Source organism: Termitidicoccus mucosus (genome assembly GCF_038725785.1).
Lineage (GTDB): Bacteria > Verrucomicrobiota > Verrucomicrobiia > Opitutales > Opitutaceae > Termitidicoccus > Termitidicoccus mucosus.
The window spans coordinates 2,119,484-2,136,079 of record NZ_CP109796.1 but is presented as its reverse complement, the minus strand read 5'-3'; the positions used below and the strand labels follow the sequence as shown (position 1 = coordinate 2,136,079).

The 16,596-nt window shown below is 61.9% G+C and carries 15 protein-coding genes; 5 read left to right on the top strand and 10 right to left on the bottom strand.

Annotated features, from left to right (window positions below; translation table 11 throughout):
• The first annotated feature begins 109 nt into the window (after positions 1-109).
• Together OH491_RS07210 and OH491_RS07205 are read left to right on the top strand one after the other, a co-directional pair.
• The gene (locus OH491_RS07210; RefSeq protein ID WP_068771691.1) at positions 110-598 is read left to right on the top strand and encodes a hypothetical protein; all 489 of its coding nucleotides are present in this window, start codon (positions 110-112) and stop codon (positions 596-598) included.
• Positions 595-1,419: an N-6 DNA methylase gene (locus tag OH491_RS07205; RefSeq protein WP_068771692.1), complete on the top strand. Its 825-nt coding sequence runs from the start codon at positions 595-597 to the stop codon at positions 1,417-1,419. Before OH491_RS07210 ends, OH491_RS07205 begins: the two co-directional genes overlap by 4 nt.
• Before the next feature lie 2,051 nt (positions 1,420-3,470).
• On the opposite strand, the gene OH491_RS07200 is transcribed toward OH491_RS07205, so the two are convergent.
• From OH491_RS07200 to OH491_RS07165, 8 genes are all read right to left on the bottom strand, one after another.
• Positions 3,471-4,295 (bottom strand): N-6 DNA methylase, encoded by an 825-nt coding sequence (locus OH491_RS07200; RefSeq protein WP_342750937.1) that lies wholly within the window; start codon positions 4,293-4,295, stop codon positions 3,471-3,473.
• On the bottom strand, positions 4,292-4,780 hold the full coding sequence (locus tag OH491_RS07195; RefSeq protein WP_342750936.1) for a hypothetical protein: 489 nt from the start codon (positions 4,778-4,780) through the stop codon (positions 4,292-4,294). The genes OH491_RS07200 and OH491_RS07195 overlap by 4 nt, the downstream gene beginning before the upstream one ends.
• 390 nt (positions 4,781-5,170) lie before the next feature.
• Positions 5,171-5,506 carry a JAB domain-containing protein gene (locus tag OH491_RS07190; protein ID WP_084442424.1) on the bottom strand — a complete coding sequence of 112 codons (336 nt, stop codon included), beginning with the start codon at positions 5,504-5,506 and terminating at the stop codon, positions 5,171-5,173.
• A gap of 99 nt (positions 5,507-5,605) precedes the next feature.
• Positions 5,606-6,574, bottom strand: a complete 969-nt coding sequence (locus OH491_RS07185; protein ID WP_342750935.1) for a tyrosine-type recombinase/integrase — start codon at positions 6,572-6,574, stop codon at positions 5,606-5,608.
• A gap of 13 nt (positions 6,575-6,587) precedes the next feature.
• Entirely contained in the window at positions 6,588-7,526 is a 939-nt protein-coding gene (locus OH491_RS07180) for a tyrosine-type recombinase/integrase (protein ID WP_342750934.1), read from the bottom strand.
• Entirely contained in the window at positions 7,523-8,761 is a 1,239-nt protein-coding gene (locus OH491_RS07175) for a tyrosine-type recombinase/integrase (protein WP_084442422.1), read from the bottom strand. Before OH491_RS07175 ends, OH491_RS07180 begins: the two co-directional genes overlap by 4 nt.
• Before the next feature lie 111 nt (positions 8,762-8,872).
• Entirely contained in the window at positions 8,873-9,076 is a 204-nt protein-coding gene (locus OH491_RS07170) for a hypothetical protein (RefSeq protein ID WP_068771696.1), read from the bottom strand.
• Positions 9,077-9,466: 390 nt separating this feature from the next.
• Positions 9,467-9,811: a hypothetical protein gene (locus OH491_RS07165; RefSeq protein WP_068771697.1), complete on the bottom strand. Its 345-nt coding sequence runs from the start codon at positions 9,809-9,811 to the stop codon at positions 9,467-9,469.
• Positions 9,812-10,546: 735 nt separating this feature from the next.
• Between OH491_RS07165 and mobF the strand changes: the two genes are divergently transcribed.
• Together mobF and OH491_RS07155 are read left to right on the top strand one after the other, a co-directional pair.
• Positions 10,547-13,411 carry a MobF family relaxase gene (gene mobF, locus OH491_RS07160; protein ID WP_068771698.1) on the top strand — a complete coding sequence of 955 codons (2,865 nt, stop codon included), beginning with the start codon at positions 10,547-10,549 and terminating at the stop codon, positions 13,409-13,411.
• A complete protein-coding gene (locus OH491_RS07155; protein WP_068771699.1) occupies positions 13,408-13,845 on the top strand; it encodes a hypothetical protein in 438 nt (145 codons plus the stop codon). Before mobF ends, OH491_RS07155 begins: the two co-directional genes overlap by 4 nt.
• 825 nt (positions 13,846-14,670) lie before the next feature.
• On the opposite strand, the gene OH491_RS07150 is transcribed toward OH491_RS07155, so the two are convergent.
• Both OH491_RS07150 and radC read right to left on the bottom strand, forming a co-directional pair.
• Complete coding sequence (locus OH491_RS07150; protein ID WP_145928962.1) at positions 14,671-15,015, bottom strand: hypothetical protein; 345 nt, start codon at positions 15,013-15,015, stop codon at positions 14,671-14,673.
• A gap of 136 nt (positions 15,016-15,151) precedes the next feature.
• Entirely contained in the window at positions 15,152-15,913 is a 762-nt protein-coding gene (gene radC / locus OH491_RS07145; protein WP_068771700.1) for a RadC family protein, read from the bottom strand.
• Between the two features lie 179 nt (positions 15,914-16,092).
• On the opposite strand from radC, the gene OH491_RS07140 reads away from it, so the two are divergent.
• Positions 16,093-16,464 (top strand): ComEA family DNA-binding protein, encoded by a 372-nt coding sequence (locus tag OH491_RS07140; protein WP_068771701.1) that lies wholly within the window; start codon positions 16,093-16,095, stop codon positions 16,462-16,464.
• Positions 16,465-16,596 lie beyond the last annotated feature (132 nt).

Below are 16,596 nucleotides of genomic sequence, written 5' to 3'. Positions count from 1 at the left end.
CTCCGGCGTCCTTTGACTGGGTGTGCCCTCGGAACGACGTGAATCGGGCAAGGCCGAGACAACCCGGCATGTCGCCGGAAGCGGACTGCGCCTGATTGCGCCAAATCACATGACAACCGAAACGACCTGCGTTCTGGAAACACTCCACCTGCCACAAGGCCGCAAGCGCGCTTCCGTCCACCGGGAGCTTCTCCACCACATCGAGACCGGCGAAACCATGCTCTTCCGCTTTCTGCACGGCTACCTAAATGCCGCGCTGTGGACCTCCCGCGACGACAACGAAAAATACTTCGACGCCACCCACTCCATTGAGGACATCGCCACCGCCTCGCTGGTGAGCGCATGGGCGGAATGCTCGCAATTCTGCCGCGAATGCAAAACCGACCTGGGCCATCTCGACGACGAGCGTAACGGCCATAATTTCTGGCTCACGCGCTGCGGTCACGGCAGCGGCTACTTCGACGAGTCCGTGAACGACGAGCTTGCCGAGTTCGCCATGCAGCAACTCACCCGCGCCAGCGAGTCCTTCGGCGAAGTCGATCTCTACATCGGCGACGACCGCAAACTGCATTTCAGCAACGAAGGGCGCATCGCATGAAAACGAGCCAAACCCCGGCGTTCAGGCCGCTGCTCGAACAACTCATCCGCCGCCACGACGCGCACACGGTGTTCACGGCGTTTGCATCGTTGGCCGCCTGCGCACTCGCGCACGGCACCCGCGAGGCCGAATACATCGAAGAGGCCAAGCGCTGGAACAGAGACGAACTGGAAATTTTCAGCCACGCTCTTGCCGCACTGGTCATGAAAATGGAGGCCCAACCCTTCACCGACCTGCTCGGCGGCCACTACATGGAACTCGCCCTCTCCCACAAAGGCCAACAATGGAATGGAGAGTTTCACACCCCGCAGAACATCTGCGAGATGATGGCCCAAATGCTTGCCAGTGACTCATCGCTGCCGGCAGAAGGCCCCGTCACACTCTGCGAACCGGCCTGCGGCGCGGGAGCGATGATTCTGGCCTACGCCAAGGCGCTCTCACCGGAGAACCGCCGCCGTTTGCGGGTCACCGCCATCGACATCAACAAAACCGCCTGTGACATGTGCTTCATCAACAGCACCCTCTGGGGTATCCCAGTCGAGATTGTCCACGGCAACACCATCGCGATGAAATTCTTCGCCTCATGGCGGAACATCCACTGGGTTTTTCGGGGACGCCTGCACCTCTTCGCCGGACTTGCCGCCGGACAAAACCAGACAGACGCGCCGCAATCCGAAAACGGGAACGAAAATGAAACGGTGATGCCGCTTGCAACCGCTCTCATCGCATCCGCTGCCGAGCAACAGGGACAACCGCCTTCGCCGGAGAAAACCGAGCAAATCAAAGCTGCGTTGGGACAACAGATGTTCGACTTCGCATGACCCCGATTCGGAAGCCCCAAGGAAGAGTGAGGGGAACCCCGGCGCAGACTCACTTTGGTCATGCACTTTGATCATGTTTCCCCTTGCGGGACGAACGACCTTGCGGATTGGGAATTTCCTCACATCGCGCCCCGTTGCCGATTATGGCGTCGCGTGCAAGGTCCGCTTCGCTCTCCACCTTGCACGCGACACCCGATCCGGCAACTACTGGGGCGCGGAGGTTCGCTGGCCGCTGCCAGCACAAAGAGAACACGGCAGACGCCTCGTGACCGCGACCCGCGCAGGGCTGGCGTTGCCAGCCCACCGGCTTGCGCGCCTCTTTTTGTCAAACCAGCGTTCCCGTTCTTTCCCGTCCGCCCGTCCATGAAACCCACAGCCGGACGCGCCTGCACGGAATCAACACCTCTGGCGCGACCAGCGCGGACAATCCCACGCAAAGGATGCGATGCCGCGCCCCTGCAAACCAACCTGCCTGACGGAATCGAAAAAACGCCCGCCGCCGCAATCATGCCGCCACCCGGCGCACGCGCACCAAGGCCGCAAACCACCCGCACCGGGCTGCCAAAACGGCGACATCCGCCTTTCCGCATCGCCGGGAAGCCTCCGACCGGCGGAAAATCCGCGCTTTCGACGCGCAACAACGCTTATGGAAACCCCAAAAATACCGGGGCAAAAATGGGGCTCGACCAACCGGGCGGATTCCCGCATTATCAGCGAATAGGAATTTGTATCCATGATTTGAATACAAATAAGGGGCTTGCCCCGTGTCCAAGTCCCTCCGGAAGGTTGACAGGAAGTTGCCAAAAATGCTGTTTTTTGCTTCCCCTCCCCGCAACAACCTGCCACACTTTGCCCGTTCTAAACTATTAACCACCAACTAAGTCCGCTATTACTAGCGACTTGTTCATGACGAACGCGCGGGCATCTTGCCGGCAGGTGGCACGGGCGGCTCGCCCGCAGACGACGAAGCTACCGTAGGGCCTGACCTTGCGTCAGGCCGCGAACACCCTGCCGCGTTTGCCTGCTCTCTCGCCAATCGCGGCGCGACGCAAGGTCGCGCCCTACCTCGTGGAACGGGCGGCTCGCCCGCGGGCTTGGCGACGCTTCGCGTCGTCTGCCGGCAAGATGCCCGCGCGTTCGTCATGAACAAGTCGCTAGTAATAGCGGACTTAGTTGGTGGTTAATGGTTTAGAACGGGCAGAGTGTGGCAGGTTGAGGCAGGCATGGGAAGCAAAAAACAGCATTTTTGGCAACAAACTGGCAACCATTTGGAGGGACTTGGACACGGGACGAGCCCCTTATTTGTATTCAAATCATGGATACAAATTCCCATTCGCTGACAATGCGGGAATCCGCCCGGTTGGTCGAGCCCCATTTTTGCCCCGGTATTTTTGGGGTTTCCATAAGCGTTGTTGCGCGTCGAAAGCGCGGATTTTCCGTCGGTCGGAGGCTTCCCGGCGATGCGGAAAGGCGGATGTCGCCGTTTTGGCAGCCCGGTGCGGGTGGTTTGCGGCCTTGGTGCGCGTGCGCCGGGTGGCGGCATGATGGCGGCGGCGGGCGTTTTTTCGATTCCGTCAGGCGAATCGGTTTACAGGGGCTCGGCGTCGCATTCTTGGTGCGGAGCGTCCGCGCCGGTCGCGCAAAAGGTGGCTTGAGTTTGGGGCAGGCGCGTCCGGCTGCGGGTTTCATGGACGGGCGGGCGGAAAAGGGTGGAAACGCCTGCCAGCCAAAAGAGGCGCGCAAGCCGGTGGGCTGGCAACGCCAGCCATGCGCGGGTCGCGGTCACGAGGCGTCTGCCGTGTTCTCTTTGTGCTGGCAGCGGCCAGCGAACCTCCGCGCCCCAATAGTTGCCAGATCGGGTGTCGCGTGCAAGGTGGAGAGCGAAGCGGACCTTGCACGCGACGCCATAATCGGCAACGGGGCGCGATGTGAGGAAATTCCCAATCCGCAAGGTCGTTCGTCCCGCAAGGGGAAACATGATCAAAGTGCATGACCAAAGTGAGTCTGCGCCGGGGTTCCCCTCACTCTTCCTTGGGGCTTCCGAATCGGGGTCATGCGAAGTCGAACATCTGTTGTCCCAACGCAGCTTTGATTTGCTCGGTTTTCTCCGGCGAAGGCGGTTGTCCCTGTTGCTCGGCAGCGGATGCGATGAGAGCGGTTGCAAGCGGCATCACCGTTTCATTTTCGTTCCCGTTTTCGGATTGCGGCGCGTCTGTCTGGTTTTGTCCGGCGGCAAGTCCGGCGAAGAGGTGCAGGCGTCCCCGAAAAACCCAGTGGATGTTCCGCCATGAGGCGAAGAATTTCATCGCGATGGTGTTGCCGTGGACAATCTCGACTGGGATACCCCAGAGGGTGCTGTTGATGAAGCACATGTCACAGGCGGTTTTGTTGATGTCGATGGCGGTGACCCGCAAACGGCGGCGGTTCTCCGGTGAGAGCGCCTTGGCGTAGGCCAGAATCATCGCTCCCGCGCCGCAGGCCGGTTCGCAGAGTGTGACGGGGCCTTCTGCCGGCAGCGATGAGTCACTGGCAAGCATTTGGGCCATCATCTCGCAGATGTTCTGCGGGGTGTGAAACTCTCCATTCCATTGTTGGCCTTTGTGGGAGAGGGCGAGTTCCATGTAGTGGCCGCCGAGCAGGTCGGTGAAGGGTTGGGCCTCCATTTTCATGACCAGTGCGGCAAGAGCGTGGCTGAAAATTTCCAGTTCGTCTCTGTTCCAGCGCTTGGCCTCTTCGAGGTATTCGGTTTCACGGGTGCCGTGCGCGAGTGCGCAGGCGGCCAAAGATGCGAATGCCGTGAACACTTTATACGCATCGTGGCGGCGGGTGAGTTGTTCGAGCAACGGCCTGAACGCCGGGGTTTGACTCGTTTTCATGCGATGCGCCCTTCGTTGCTGAAGTGAAGTTTGCGGTCGTCGCCGATGTAGAGATCGACTTCGCCGAAGGACTCGCTGACGCGGGTGAGTTGCTGCATGGCGAACTCGGCAAGCTCGTCGTTCACAGGCTCGTCGAAGTAGCCGCTGCCGTGACCGCAGCGCGTGAGCCAGAAATTATGTCCGTTACGCTCGTCGTCGAGATGGCACAGGTCGGTTTTGCACTCGCGGCAGAATTGCGAGCATTCCGCCCATGCGCTCACCAGCGAGGCGGTGGCGATGTCCTCGATGGCGTGGGTGGCGTCGAAGTATTTTTCGTTGTCGTCGCTGGATGTCCAGAGCGCCGCGCCTAGATAACCGCGCAGGACTCGGAAGAGCATGGTTTCGCCGGTCTCGATGTGATGGAGAAGTTCCCGGTGGACGGAGGCGCGCTTGCGGCCTTGGGGCAGGTGGAGTGTTTCCAGAACGCAGGTCGTTTCGGTTGTCATGTGATTTGGCGCAATCAGGCGCAGTCCGCTTCCGGCGACATGCCGGGTTGTCTCGGCCTTGCCCGATTCACGTCGTTCCGAGGGCACACCCAGTCAAAGGACGCCGGAGCAGGTGCGGAGGCGTCCGGTGTGGAGCGCAGCCCGAGCTTGCGAGGGCGAGCAATACATTGACGGGTGTGACACAATTCGGAACACGCAGCAGGCAAGGGTTTTAAGCGGGGTGACGATGGAGCGCGCGGATGCGCCGGGGCTGGCGGGAGTCGCATCATTGCCGCGCGGCGTTCGCCAGTGATTTCGCCATCGCTGAGGTCGCAATCGCGATTGACGCCATCCCGAAGGATGAGTGCCGGGGCCGGAACGCCAGCAATGGAGGCTTCCTTGGAATGGCTTTTAGAGCAGTCCCTGTTGGTGGAAGGAAAAGTATCCGACCTTGAGGGGATCGGCATTGACATCACCGACGATCACGTGGTCCACGAGGTCGATATCGAGAATCCTTGCGGCTTCCTTCAGGTCACGGGTGACGCGAATGTCCGCAGACGAGGGGGCCGGGTCCCCGCCAGGGTGGTTGTGGCTTATGCACACGCCGGTGGCCCCCGAGAGGATGGCTCCACGGAACACTTCCCGGGGCGAGGTCAGGGTGGAGGTCGCCGTTCCAAGCGAGATGAGGTGCCGTCCCAATGGATGGTTTTTTCGATCAAGATAAACACAGTAGAACGCCTCTTGCAGCTTATGCTAAGCACAGCATAAGCTGCATTATGTGCAGCGGCGTATTATGCTGAGTTGTGTGATGCCAGCAGGGGAGTCGCGAGATTTGACTGCGCATAATCATAGAGCCTCCAGAAATGCCAGCAGATGGGAACCCCGCCGCTGGCGCGTGCACACGGGGGGGGTGAGCGGTTGCAGTCGGCGCAGGCAATCTGCCTTCAGTTTTATGTCCGCTTCGACGTAGAGATGCGTAGTGAACGGGCGTTCGTGGCCGAGCCAAAGGGCAATCACTTCGAGGGGAACGCCGGATTGAAGCAGATGCATCGCGGTGGTATGTCGGAAGGTATGCAGTGTGATGTTGCGGGACCTCAGAGAGTGGCAATGTTGGGCGGCGGCTTTGCGCACCGCGAGCGCGAGACGAAAGGCCGCGCCGCTGCGGCCAAGCGGGGCTCCCCGGGTATTGGTGAAAACAGGTTGGTCGGGACGAAGCGCGTGGATCTGGCACCATCGGCGCAAGCGGCGCAGGGTTTGCGGCCAGAGGGGAACGAGGCGTGTTTTACGGCCTTTGCCGTGTAATTGAAGGCTGCGTCCGCGAATATCCTGCGGGCGCAGCGCCAGCGCCTCGGAAATCCGTGCGCCGGTGTTGTAGAGCACGGTGAAAAGCAGATGGTCGCGTTGTCCGGCGGCGGTGTCGCCCGTGGCCGATAGAATCGCGGTCACTTCTTCCCGTGTGAGAAAACCCATCTGCGGCTTGTCCGTTTTTTTAACCGGGATGGAGAGCAGCCGTTGCGCGGCAGGAAGAAAATCAGGGGCCGATTCGGCAAGGGCAAATCGGGCGAAGCTGCGAAGCGCTGCCAGGCGGTTGTTGCGAGTGCGCACGGTGTTCCCCCGCGAGCGTTCCAGATGGTCGAGAAATGCGAGCGTTGTTTCCGGAGAAAAATGCTCCATGCCGAGAGCATCGATGGAAGTGCGGTAATGTTCTGAGATAAATTGAAGCAGAAGCCGGAACGTGTCGCGGTAAGAACTGACGGTGTGCGCGCTGAGGTTGCGCTGGACAGGCAGGAAATCCGCGAAGAAGCGTTTTATCAATGAGGCGAAGGGATCAGGCTTCATAGTCGGAGCGTCCGTGCCGATGGCGCGCGAAGCGTCGTGACGCCTCCTTGAATGCAGGCGCTTCCGCGCTGACATACCACCAGGTGGCGGCGAGATGGCGGTGTCCAAGATAGGAGGAAAGCCGGAGCAAATGATGTGTGAGGGGCATGGATTGACGACTCCATTCCGTGATCCATCGCGTTGCAAATGTATGGCGCAAATCGTGCGGGCGCGGGCGAAGGCGTTCGCCGTTGCTTTTGATGCCGCGCACAATCTGCGCAAAAGCAATTGAGATGGATGAGGAGCACAAAGCGCGTCCGCGCGGCCCGACAAAGAAATGCTCTCCGGCGGGGACGAGACGCTGGCGCATCCGCTGGTAATCCGCCAGGGCGCGAACGACGGACGGATGCAGCGGCAGCAAGCGCGAGGGGCCGAATTTTGTCGCGGGCACGAGCAGCGTTTTGTTCCCCCGGTCGAAATCGCAGAGACGCAGGCGGCATGCCTCGCCGGAACGCAACCCCGTGCAGGCGAGCAATCCGAAAAATGTTTCAAATGTATGCGCGCGCAACGGAGATCGAAGGAGCGATAGTTTCCGACAACGTTGCAGCATCAAGCGGATTTGCGTCGCGGTATAGAGATGCGGTTGTCGTCGAACCATGTAAGCGCCTAGCAACTGACGCGGCGGAATCTCGACATCGCATTCCAAGAGGGAACAATAACGGGTGAAAGCACGGATCACGGTGAGTCGGCGGTTTTGTTCGTGCGGTTTTTGCCGGGCCCATTTTGTGGCGAGCGCCGCAGTGATGCGACATCCTGGGGCTGGGGTCGCCACAAAGTCCGCAAAGTTGCGCAACAGCCGTTCATCCTCGCGCAGTTTGAAACCAAACGAGCGTCGGTGCGCGAGATACCCGGCAACGAGCGCCGGAAGCGGTTGGCCGGAGGTGTTCATTGCGGCCATGGGCGCGCGAGCGAACGCAGCCCGTCGAGGTCGAGGTGCGTATAGCGTCGGCTGGTTTGCAACCGCCGATGGCCCAGATGATCGGCGATAAGTTTGAGGCTGGTCCCGTGCTGGAAAAGTCGCGTGGCAAATGTGTGGCGGAGTCGATGTGTGCCGCACCATGCCGCCGGAAATCCGCATTGGCGGTAAAGGCGTTTGACCAGGTCGCCAAGCAACGAACCGGTTATCGGTTGGCCGCACCGGCGACGACGCCGTAGAAACAACGCGTCGCTCGCGCCAGCCGGACGATCCCGCGTAAGATAGACATGCAGGGCGGCGGCGAGCCGGTCGGACAGTGGCAGTTGTCTTTCTCGTCCGCCTTTGATGGATGCGATGGTAATCAAGCCACGGGACAAATCGAGATTGCACACCCGCAGGTTGACCACTTCCACGCGGCGCAATCCCAGTTCGCACAGGCAAAGCAACATGGCGTAATTGCGCGTTCCTTCCAACGGATGCCGGCGGCTGGCGGTCAGGAGGCGTTTGCACTGTGCCTCGGAAAGCACACCGGGATGATAGTCTGCCCCGCGATTGGCAATCGTCGGCACGGACGAAATCAATAGTTGCGAACAATCTCCGCGCAGATGCAGGAACCGGAAAAATGCGCGCAATACGGAACAGCCGCGACTAACCGTGGATATTTTGACGCGGCGCGAACGTTCCGACACATAGGACCAAATATCCTGCGCCCGGACGTCTGCCCAATCCGCCGCACGACGTCCAAACTGCCAGTTCAAATAATCATAGAGAAAATATCGGCACAAAGTACGGGTGCTCCCGGCCAATCCACGATGCGCGACTGCAAAATGGTCAAACGCATCCACCCAGTCAATCCAACCGGCCTGCGGCTTTTCGTAGAAAGTGCCGTTGAACTTCAGCCAGCGTCGCAACGCTGCGCGACAATTATTCCGATTCCGGTTGCTGGCGTGGTCTCCAAGGACACTCCTAAGAATGTCGGGCAATCCGCAGCGAGACAACTCCGTGATGCGTTGCCCGTGACTGGCAAGATGCCTGGCCGCGCGCACCGTGACTCGTTGATAAAAGCGGACGATACCATCCGCGTAGCCTTGTCTGCGCAAAAAGGCGGTGAACGGGCCAAAGATAAGATCGACGTCGGCTTGCCAACCTGCGGGTGAAACGATTTTGGCCGACCATGTGCGGCTGGAGGATGAAATTTTGCGTCGCATAAGCTGCTCCACGGATGCCCCGTGGAACAGCTTCCCATACTTCCAGGCTATCCATGCAAATGTGCCCGCTCAAGAAATAACAAGCCGAACGGGTCGCCATCCCAATCAGCTTCAAATGCGATTATGCGCAGTCAAATCTCGCGACTCCCCTGCTGGCATCACACAACTCAGCATAATACGCCGCTGCACATAATGCAGCGGGCTCTGCTCAAAGGCGGAGTTGAGGTAGGCGACGACAAGTGCCGGCGTGTTGAGGGCGATTGCCTCGCCAGGGGAGACGAGCGAGTAGGTCAGTTTTGCCTCGAAGATACGCATGTTTTTTAGCGGAATCGCGCGGAAGTCCGTTCCCCGGCCCCGTGCCGGAGTTGTCTCGGCTCTGCCCGATTCACGCCGTTCCGAAGGCACACCCAGTCAAAGGACGCCGGAGCAGGTGCGCAGGCGTCCGGTGTGGAGCGCGGCGAGCCTGGTCGAGCCGCGACGACATTGATGGGTGTGGCACAATGGCGGAACACGCAGCGGCAGGCAGTTCCAGTGCGGGGTGCCGGTGGAGCGCGCGGGTGCGCGGTGCGATTTTTCGCGTTTGTATTCAGATATAAAATACGGGCTCGCGTCCGTCCGGCGTGATTGCCCGCGCGCGGCTGCCCGGATAAAACGCGGCGGTTCCGGGTGGCCGCCGCGTGCGGCGTTTTGTCGCGCGCCGCGCCCTCAAAGCCACTGGTGGCTGAGGGCGACCGGGTTGTTGAAGAGCGCCCATGCGAGGTTATAGACCGCTTCAAACGCCACGCATGTGCCGGTGCCATCCATGCGAAGCGCCTCGCGCCTTTTGTCGTAGGGTTTGCGCAATGCGATGGCGGCGCTCCAAGTGAGGCGGCAGGGCCTTCCATTCACGATTGAGTATAAGTCAATGCAGCGGCTCATGCCGCTCGCGCTGATGCCGCGAAGGATGACGTAAACGGTGTCGCCCTCCTTCAGGAATCTTTTTAGGTTTTCGATGGCCCGGGTGCGCTCGGCTTTTTCGATGCCGCGTGTTTTTTGAGCGAGGTCGTTCATGTTCGGAAATGAAATCAGGCGCAGTCCGTTCCCGGCGGTGTGCCGGGTTATCCTCGGCTCCGCCCGATCTCGTCCGCCCGGACTCACATCGAGTCAAAGCCCGGCTGCGCGGGTCGCGGACGGGCGGTGTGGAGGCGAGCGCCAGCGAGCACGACATTGACCGATGTGATAGGGTGAGAAGACGACGGGCAGGGCAGATTTCTTAATGTCCGGTGGCATGTCACGCGGCCATTGTCCGCATTTCCGGCGGAGCAGAATGCGGAGTGTTTTCCCACGCCAGGGGAGCATGGACGGCGGCGGGCGGAGGCGCGCAAAAAAGAGGGCCGACGCTTCACCGGCGGCGCGCGAACACCCGCGCCCCGCCGCCGACCGCCGGCGTTCTGGCTCCCCGTCCGTGCGCCGGTGCGTCTCCGCGCCTCACGAGGTCGCGCCGCGCCACAAGGCACGCAGGGGCGCGGCGCGATTTCGTGAAGGTCGGGCGATGTGGACAGGCATCGCATGACCGCGCCATGCGCGTCAGCGCGTGTTACCGGAAATCCGGGTATTTGGAATGTGGATACCGCCCCTATTTCTTTTCGCGCGCCTCCGGTAGGCTGCGGTCATGCAAGGCCCGAAAAAATCATTGCCGACTGAGGCAAGGGGAGAGGCGTGGTGCTCAAAAAGAACGCAGGTGCGTTCCGGGTGGGCGCGGCCTGTCCGCATTATCCGCGCGCGTGTCGCGAGGGAGGTGCTGCCATGCTGACGGCCAAGCCGCAACTGAATCTGTCCAATGCGGCGGGGTATTTCCGCGAGCATCTGGCCACGGGCGACTACTATATGGACGGCCATGTGGTGCGCGGCGAGTGGCGCGGAGTCGCCGCGTCCATGCTCGGGCTCGACGGCATCGTGGACGAAAAAAGTTTTTTGGCGATGTGCGAAGGTCAGCACCCGGAAACCGGACAACTCTTGACGATGCGGCGCAACACGACCCGTCGCGAAGACGGGCACACGGTGTCGAACCGCCGCGTGTTTTACGACTTCACGATCAGTCCGCCGAAGTCGATTTCGGTGGTCGCGCTTTGGCAGGATGCCCGGATTATCGAACTCCATGACCGCGCCGTTCGCGCAATGGTCGATCAACTGGAAAAGTTCGCCGAAACGCGGGTGCGCAAGGACGGCGAGAACGGCGAGCGCGTGACCGGGGGAATTGCCGCCGCGCTGTTCCGGCACGACACCAGTCGCGAACTCGACCCGCATCTGCACACGCACTGCGTGGTGTTCAACGCGACCTACGACTGGACGGAAGAAAAGTGGAAGGCGCTTCACGCGACGGGCATGTATCGCGCCCAGAAATTTGCCGAGAATCTTTACTACCATGAGATGGCGAAGGGGCTCCGCAATCTCGGCTATGAAATCGTCAACACGCCGACCGGGTTTGAGATTCAGGGCGTGCCGGAGGATGTGATCACCCGCTTTTCCAAACGCCATCAACAGATTGATGCGGAGACGAAAAAACGCATCGCGGAGGAGGGTCTGCGCGAGAACGAAAAAGCTCTCCGCGCGCAGGTCGCGCAGGACAAGCGGCGGCGTAAAATTAGAAGCCTGTGCGCGGAAAAACTGCGTCCGCGCTGGGCCTCGGAAATGCCCGCCTGCGAGCATGAGGCGCTGGCAAAATTGGAACCGGCGCGCCTGCCGCCGCCGCTGCCTGCGGTGGCGGCGGAAAAATGCGGGCTGCCCGGGTTTGTCGCGTGGGCGGACGAGCATCTGTTTGAGCGCCGTTCGGTGATCGGAGACTACGAGTTGATGTCGGCGGCTCTGGCCCGTGGGCGCGGTCAAAACTTTTCCCTGGAGGACTTGGAAAACGAGATGGCGAAACGCGATTACATCCTCGATGTGAAGTCGCGCAAGCTGACCAACCGCGAGGCGCTGTCCTGCGAATTTGCCATCGTGGTTGCCGCGCAAGACGGGGTGCGCAGCCGCGACGCGCTCAATGCGGCGCACCAACCGTCACTGACGCTTTCGGCGGAGCAGCGCGCGGCGGTGTCGCGCATTTTGCGCAGCCGCGATTTGATCACGGTGTTTCAAGGGGCGGCGGGCAGCGGGAAAAGTTTCGCCCTGCGCGAGGTTGTTCGCGGCTTGGAAACGGCGCGGCACCCGGTGGTCGTGCTGGCCCCGCAACATCAGCAGGCGGAGGATTTGCGGCGCGATGGACTGGCCTCGGCGCGCACGCTGGCGAGCCTGCTCGCGGGCGGGGCGGGAGAGGCGGGCGGAACGGGAGGGGCGGGAGGGCGGCTGCCGCGAAGCGCGGTCGTGATTGTCGATGAGGCCGGGCAGATCGGCGGACGCGACATGCGCGCGCTGATCGAGCGGGTGCGGGCTTGCGGCGGGAGGCTGATTTTGTCGGGCGACACGCGGCAGCAGGGCGCGGTCGCGGCCTCGGACGCGCTGCGCTCCATCGAGGAGCACACGCGTTTGCGGACGGTGCATCTGGAGGCAATCAGGAGACAGAACCCGGATGCGGTGACTTCGCGGGAAGAAAAAACGTTTGTGCGAAAATACCGCTCGGCGGTGAAGGCTGCGGCGGAGGGCAGGCTGGCGGCTTCATTCGACAAACTGGATGCGATGGGATGCATTCGTGAACTCGATGCCGGCGAGCGCATGGCGGAACTGGCTTGGGAATATTGCGAGGCGCTGGGTCGCAAGGAACAGGTGCTCGCCGTCGCACAGACCTGGGACGATGTGCGCGCGGCCAATGACGCCATCCGCGCGCGTCTGCGCGAAATCGGCAGGCTGGGCGCGGGCAGGCCGGTGGCGTCTTGGCAGTCGGTGGACTTGAGCGAGGCGCAAAAGCACGATGCGCGCTTCTACACGCCGACGGGGACGGGTGTGTATTTTATTCGTGGATACGGACGTTTCCAGCGGGGCGATTGGTGCGAGGTCGCCGGTGCCGGTGAGCATGGCGTGACCTTGCGCAAGGACGGTCGCACTACGACCGTGAGCTACAAATGCGCGGACCGTTTTGTCGTCACCAAGGCGAATGAATTGGAACTGGCGCGGGGCGACCGTTTGCAGATGAAGTTCAATGGAAAATCCGCCGACGGCGCGGCGGTTCGCAACGGCGAGCTGGTCACGGTGCGGCGCGTGATGAAGGACGGGCGCATCCGGGTGCGTGATGACGCGGGGGTCACCAAAACGCTCGCGCCGTCGCAGCGCATGTTTGTGCGCGGCTACGCGGTCACCTCTTACGCCTCGCAGGGCAAGACGGTTGATACCGTGCTCGTCGCCCATGACGGCGAACAAGCATCTATGATGAGCCGCCAGCAATGGTATGTGGGCATATCGAGGGCGCGGCGCAAAATCGTCGTGTTCACCAGCGACAAGGAAGCGCTGAGGCTGAACGTCGAGCGCGAGTCCGACCGCGAGCTGGCTCTGTCCGTCAAACCCGACGAGGCGACAGTCGAGGCCGTCCGCGAAGAGTTGCTTTTGGAGGCGTTTCAGCACCAGTTGTCTTTGAAAGCGCACGAACGCCTGTGCGAGTCCGTCCGCCAGTGGGTGCCGCCTCCGCAACAACAACAACAACCGCAACAGGAACAATCCATAAATAGAGGCATACAATTATGAGCAGACTCCGGGAAGAAATCGAACGCCGCCGCGCGGCGAGAAACGCGCAAGCCGATGCCGGCGGCAGCGCGGATGCCACCGCCCCGGCGCGGGCCGGTGAAACCGGCGCGGTCGCCGCCCCGCCGGCCAGCGCGCCCTCGTGCCTGCGAATCACCAAAACGAACGGGCAATGCTGGCTGCTGCCGTGGGCTTGTTTCCACGGCGCGAGTCATGACCCGGATGTTTCTTCCGCCGACGGCAACGCCGGGCGGTGCGAACGCCTGCGTTTGGTTTTTTTGCGCCATGAAGTCATCCTGCACGGGCGCGGACTTGCCGGCCTTGTCGATGCCATCGAGGCGGCGCGGTTGCGCAAACTCGATGAGGTCGCGGAAAAGTTCCGCGCCGCCACCGGGGATGGCCCCGTGGTTGTGAAGATTGAAGTAAAGGCGGGGTGATTTTGGTCTTTTTGTCCTCAAAAATGGTCGGAATGTCCAAGACAAGCGGAGGCGTTTTCAGGCATGGTGGCGAGGCTGCGCGCAATGAATGCGCGCGGTGGTGTATTGATGACCATGTTGTTTCATCTCTTTCTTGCCATCGTGAGTCTCGGTTGCGCGTTTTTCGCACGGCGGGCCGGCATGTCGCCGGGCGCGGCGCTGGCGATGTCGGCGGTGTTCGGAACCCGCCCGCGTGTCCGAGAATTCCGCGGGCAGGTTTCGAGCGAAGCGGCATGCCTGCCATGCTCGCGCCCCTTTGATGGGCGAAGACATGGGCGAGGCGGGCGGGCCCGCCCGGGCTCGCGGCAACCCACGCGGCATACTGGCGCAGCCGCGCCTGCTTGAAGTCCGGCCGCCCGGCCGGTTCCACCGGCCCGGATGGAGCTCCTTCACCGCGCATCCGTCAGCGGGCGCGAGGCGCGTCGCGTCGAACCCGCCTCGAAACCAAATTTGCCGGAGCAGTTTTTCAGAAAACGAAAACGGCCCGCAAGGCCCCTGCATTTCGGCCGCCGCGCCGGTGAGGGATTCGTCGTGAATCCTGGGTTTCAGGGCCGCCGTGTTTCATGTTCAATGCTTCACCCAAGGCAAAATTATCCCGCAACGCCCCGCGCCCGTCACGCCCTGGCGCGGACACCCGGGACCGGAGGCTCCTGTCTTTGGACGGCCTCTGTGCCGTCCCTCCAAAAGGATAAGGCTCGTTCATAAATGATACCAGGTGCACGAAAACAATCGTTTGATCCCGCGTCTTTCCGCCGCCCCGCAAATTTTTCAGGCGCCGGCTGAAAATCACCCGGTCCGGGGACGCCCGACCCAATACTCCGGCTCACGACTGGCATGGGCCACAGCCAGCACATGCAGGACATCGTCCCAGACGACATACGGCAGGCAGTAAGGAAACCCATGCAAATTCACCCGCCGGTAACCGCCCGGCCACACCCAGCAAAACTGCGGCTGCGCGGCTGCGTCCCCCACGCACTCGCCCCTCAGCCGGGCGCCCGTCCCCTCGCGCCGTTGCTCGTGATACAGCACCACCGGCGCCGCCGCTTTCAAGCGGCTTTTCCGCGCCGTTTTCAAATCCGTCGTGAAAACAAACCAACCGATGAAATAGCCACGAAAACGCACAGGAAACACAAGAAAAACGCCATCCTGTTTGCCGGGCCGCCCGGCTCCGCCTTGCAGAGCGCCTCTTGCGCCTCTTTGTGGTTAATAAAAACCGAACGATCATTCCACCTGCCTTCCGTTCAATGACGGCCGTCTGAAAAACGGGTCACACCAACCCCGCCTCGCGGAAACTATAAAATCCCGCGCCCGCCGGGTCGGCTTCCTTCCGCCCGACAATGACGTGGTCGGTCAGGTCAATCCCGATCACGCGCGACGCCTCGCGGAGCTGCCGCGTCACCTGGATGTCCTGCGCGCTCGGACGCGGGTCGCCGCTGGGATGATTGTGCATGCAGAGGATGGCCACGGCCCCCTCGCGTATCGCCTCGCGGAAAACCTCGCGCGGGTGCGCGAGGCTGGCCGTCGCGGTGCCGGAGGTGACTTCCACGCGCTTGAGCAGGCGGTTTTTCCGGTTGAGGCACAGCACCCAGAATTTCTCCACCTCGAGCCCCGCGCAAACCGGCAGCAGATACGAGGCGGCCGCGGCCGGCGTATCCAGCACCGGCGCCTCGCCCGCCTGCCGGCCGAGGACGCGCCGCGCGATTTCCATGACCGTGATGAGTTGCAGCGCCTTCACCCGCCCGATGCCCTTGAGTTTCCGGTAATCGGCCTCGCGCCACGCGATGAGATTTCCCAGCGAGCCCGCTGCCGCCAGCAGCCGCGCGGCGAGGGACAGCACGTCGTGCCCGCGCGTGCCGCTGCGCAGCAGCATCGCGAGCAGTTCCGTGTCGCCGAGCGCGGCCGGGCCGAGGCGTTGCAGCCGCTCCTGCGGGCGCTCCCCCGGGATCATCTCGCGCAGCCGGTTGGCAACCGGACCGGCTTCCGGCAAACAGGGAGCGGACACAGGGGCGGCGGTTGGGTCGGGGTGCATGGGGCCAGGGCTGGTTTGAGAAAATCGAACAGAAAGCGGCGGACGCGGCGATGCAGAAATTTTTTCCCTCTCCTTTGTTTGCTTCAGGTCCGATGCCCCGGAGCTTGCCTCGGGCTTCCTTACTGCTTGATAATCCGCCCGTCGGTTAACTCCTCAACCTCCACCCCGCATAAAATCCCATGAACAAAATCCTGCGCAAACTCCTTGCCCTCTGCTTCGCCGCGACCTTGCTCGCCGCTCCCGCTGTCGTCCTGGCTCAAAGCGCCCCAGCCCCCGCCCCGGCCAAGGCCAAAACCGAAAAGAAGGCCAAGGGCCCGGCCAAGGTGGACCTCAACACCGCCACGAAGGAACAGCTCGCCAAGCTGCCGGGCCTCGACGAGGCCGCCGCCGACAAGATCATCGCGGCGCGCCCGTTTGCCAGCAAGACCCAGCTCAAGAGCAAAAAGCTCGTCAGTGACGAGACCTATGAGTCGGTCAAAAATCTGGTCATCGCCAGCCAGCCCAAGTCCTCAAACTCCCCGAAAAAGGAAGGCAAAAAGAAAGCCGGGTAATCCCGCGCGTTTTTCCCGAAAGAAAAGGAGGCGGAGGACGGGCATGCCCGTCCTCCGCCTCCTTTTTATCCTGATTTTCCTTGGTATTTTTGTAAGCGTCAGCTTGGCGCCCCCCTGCCATTGGAGCGAGGA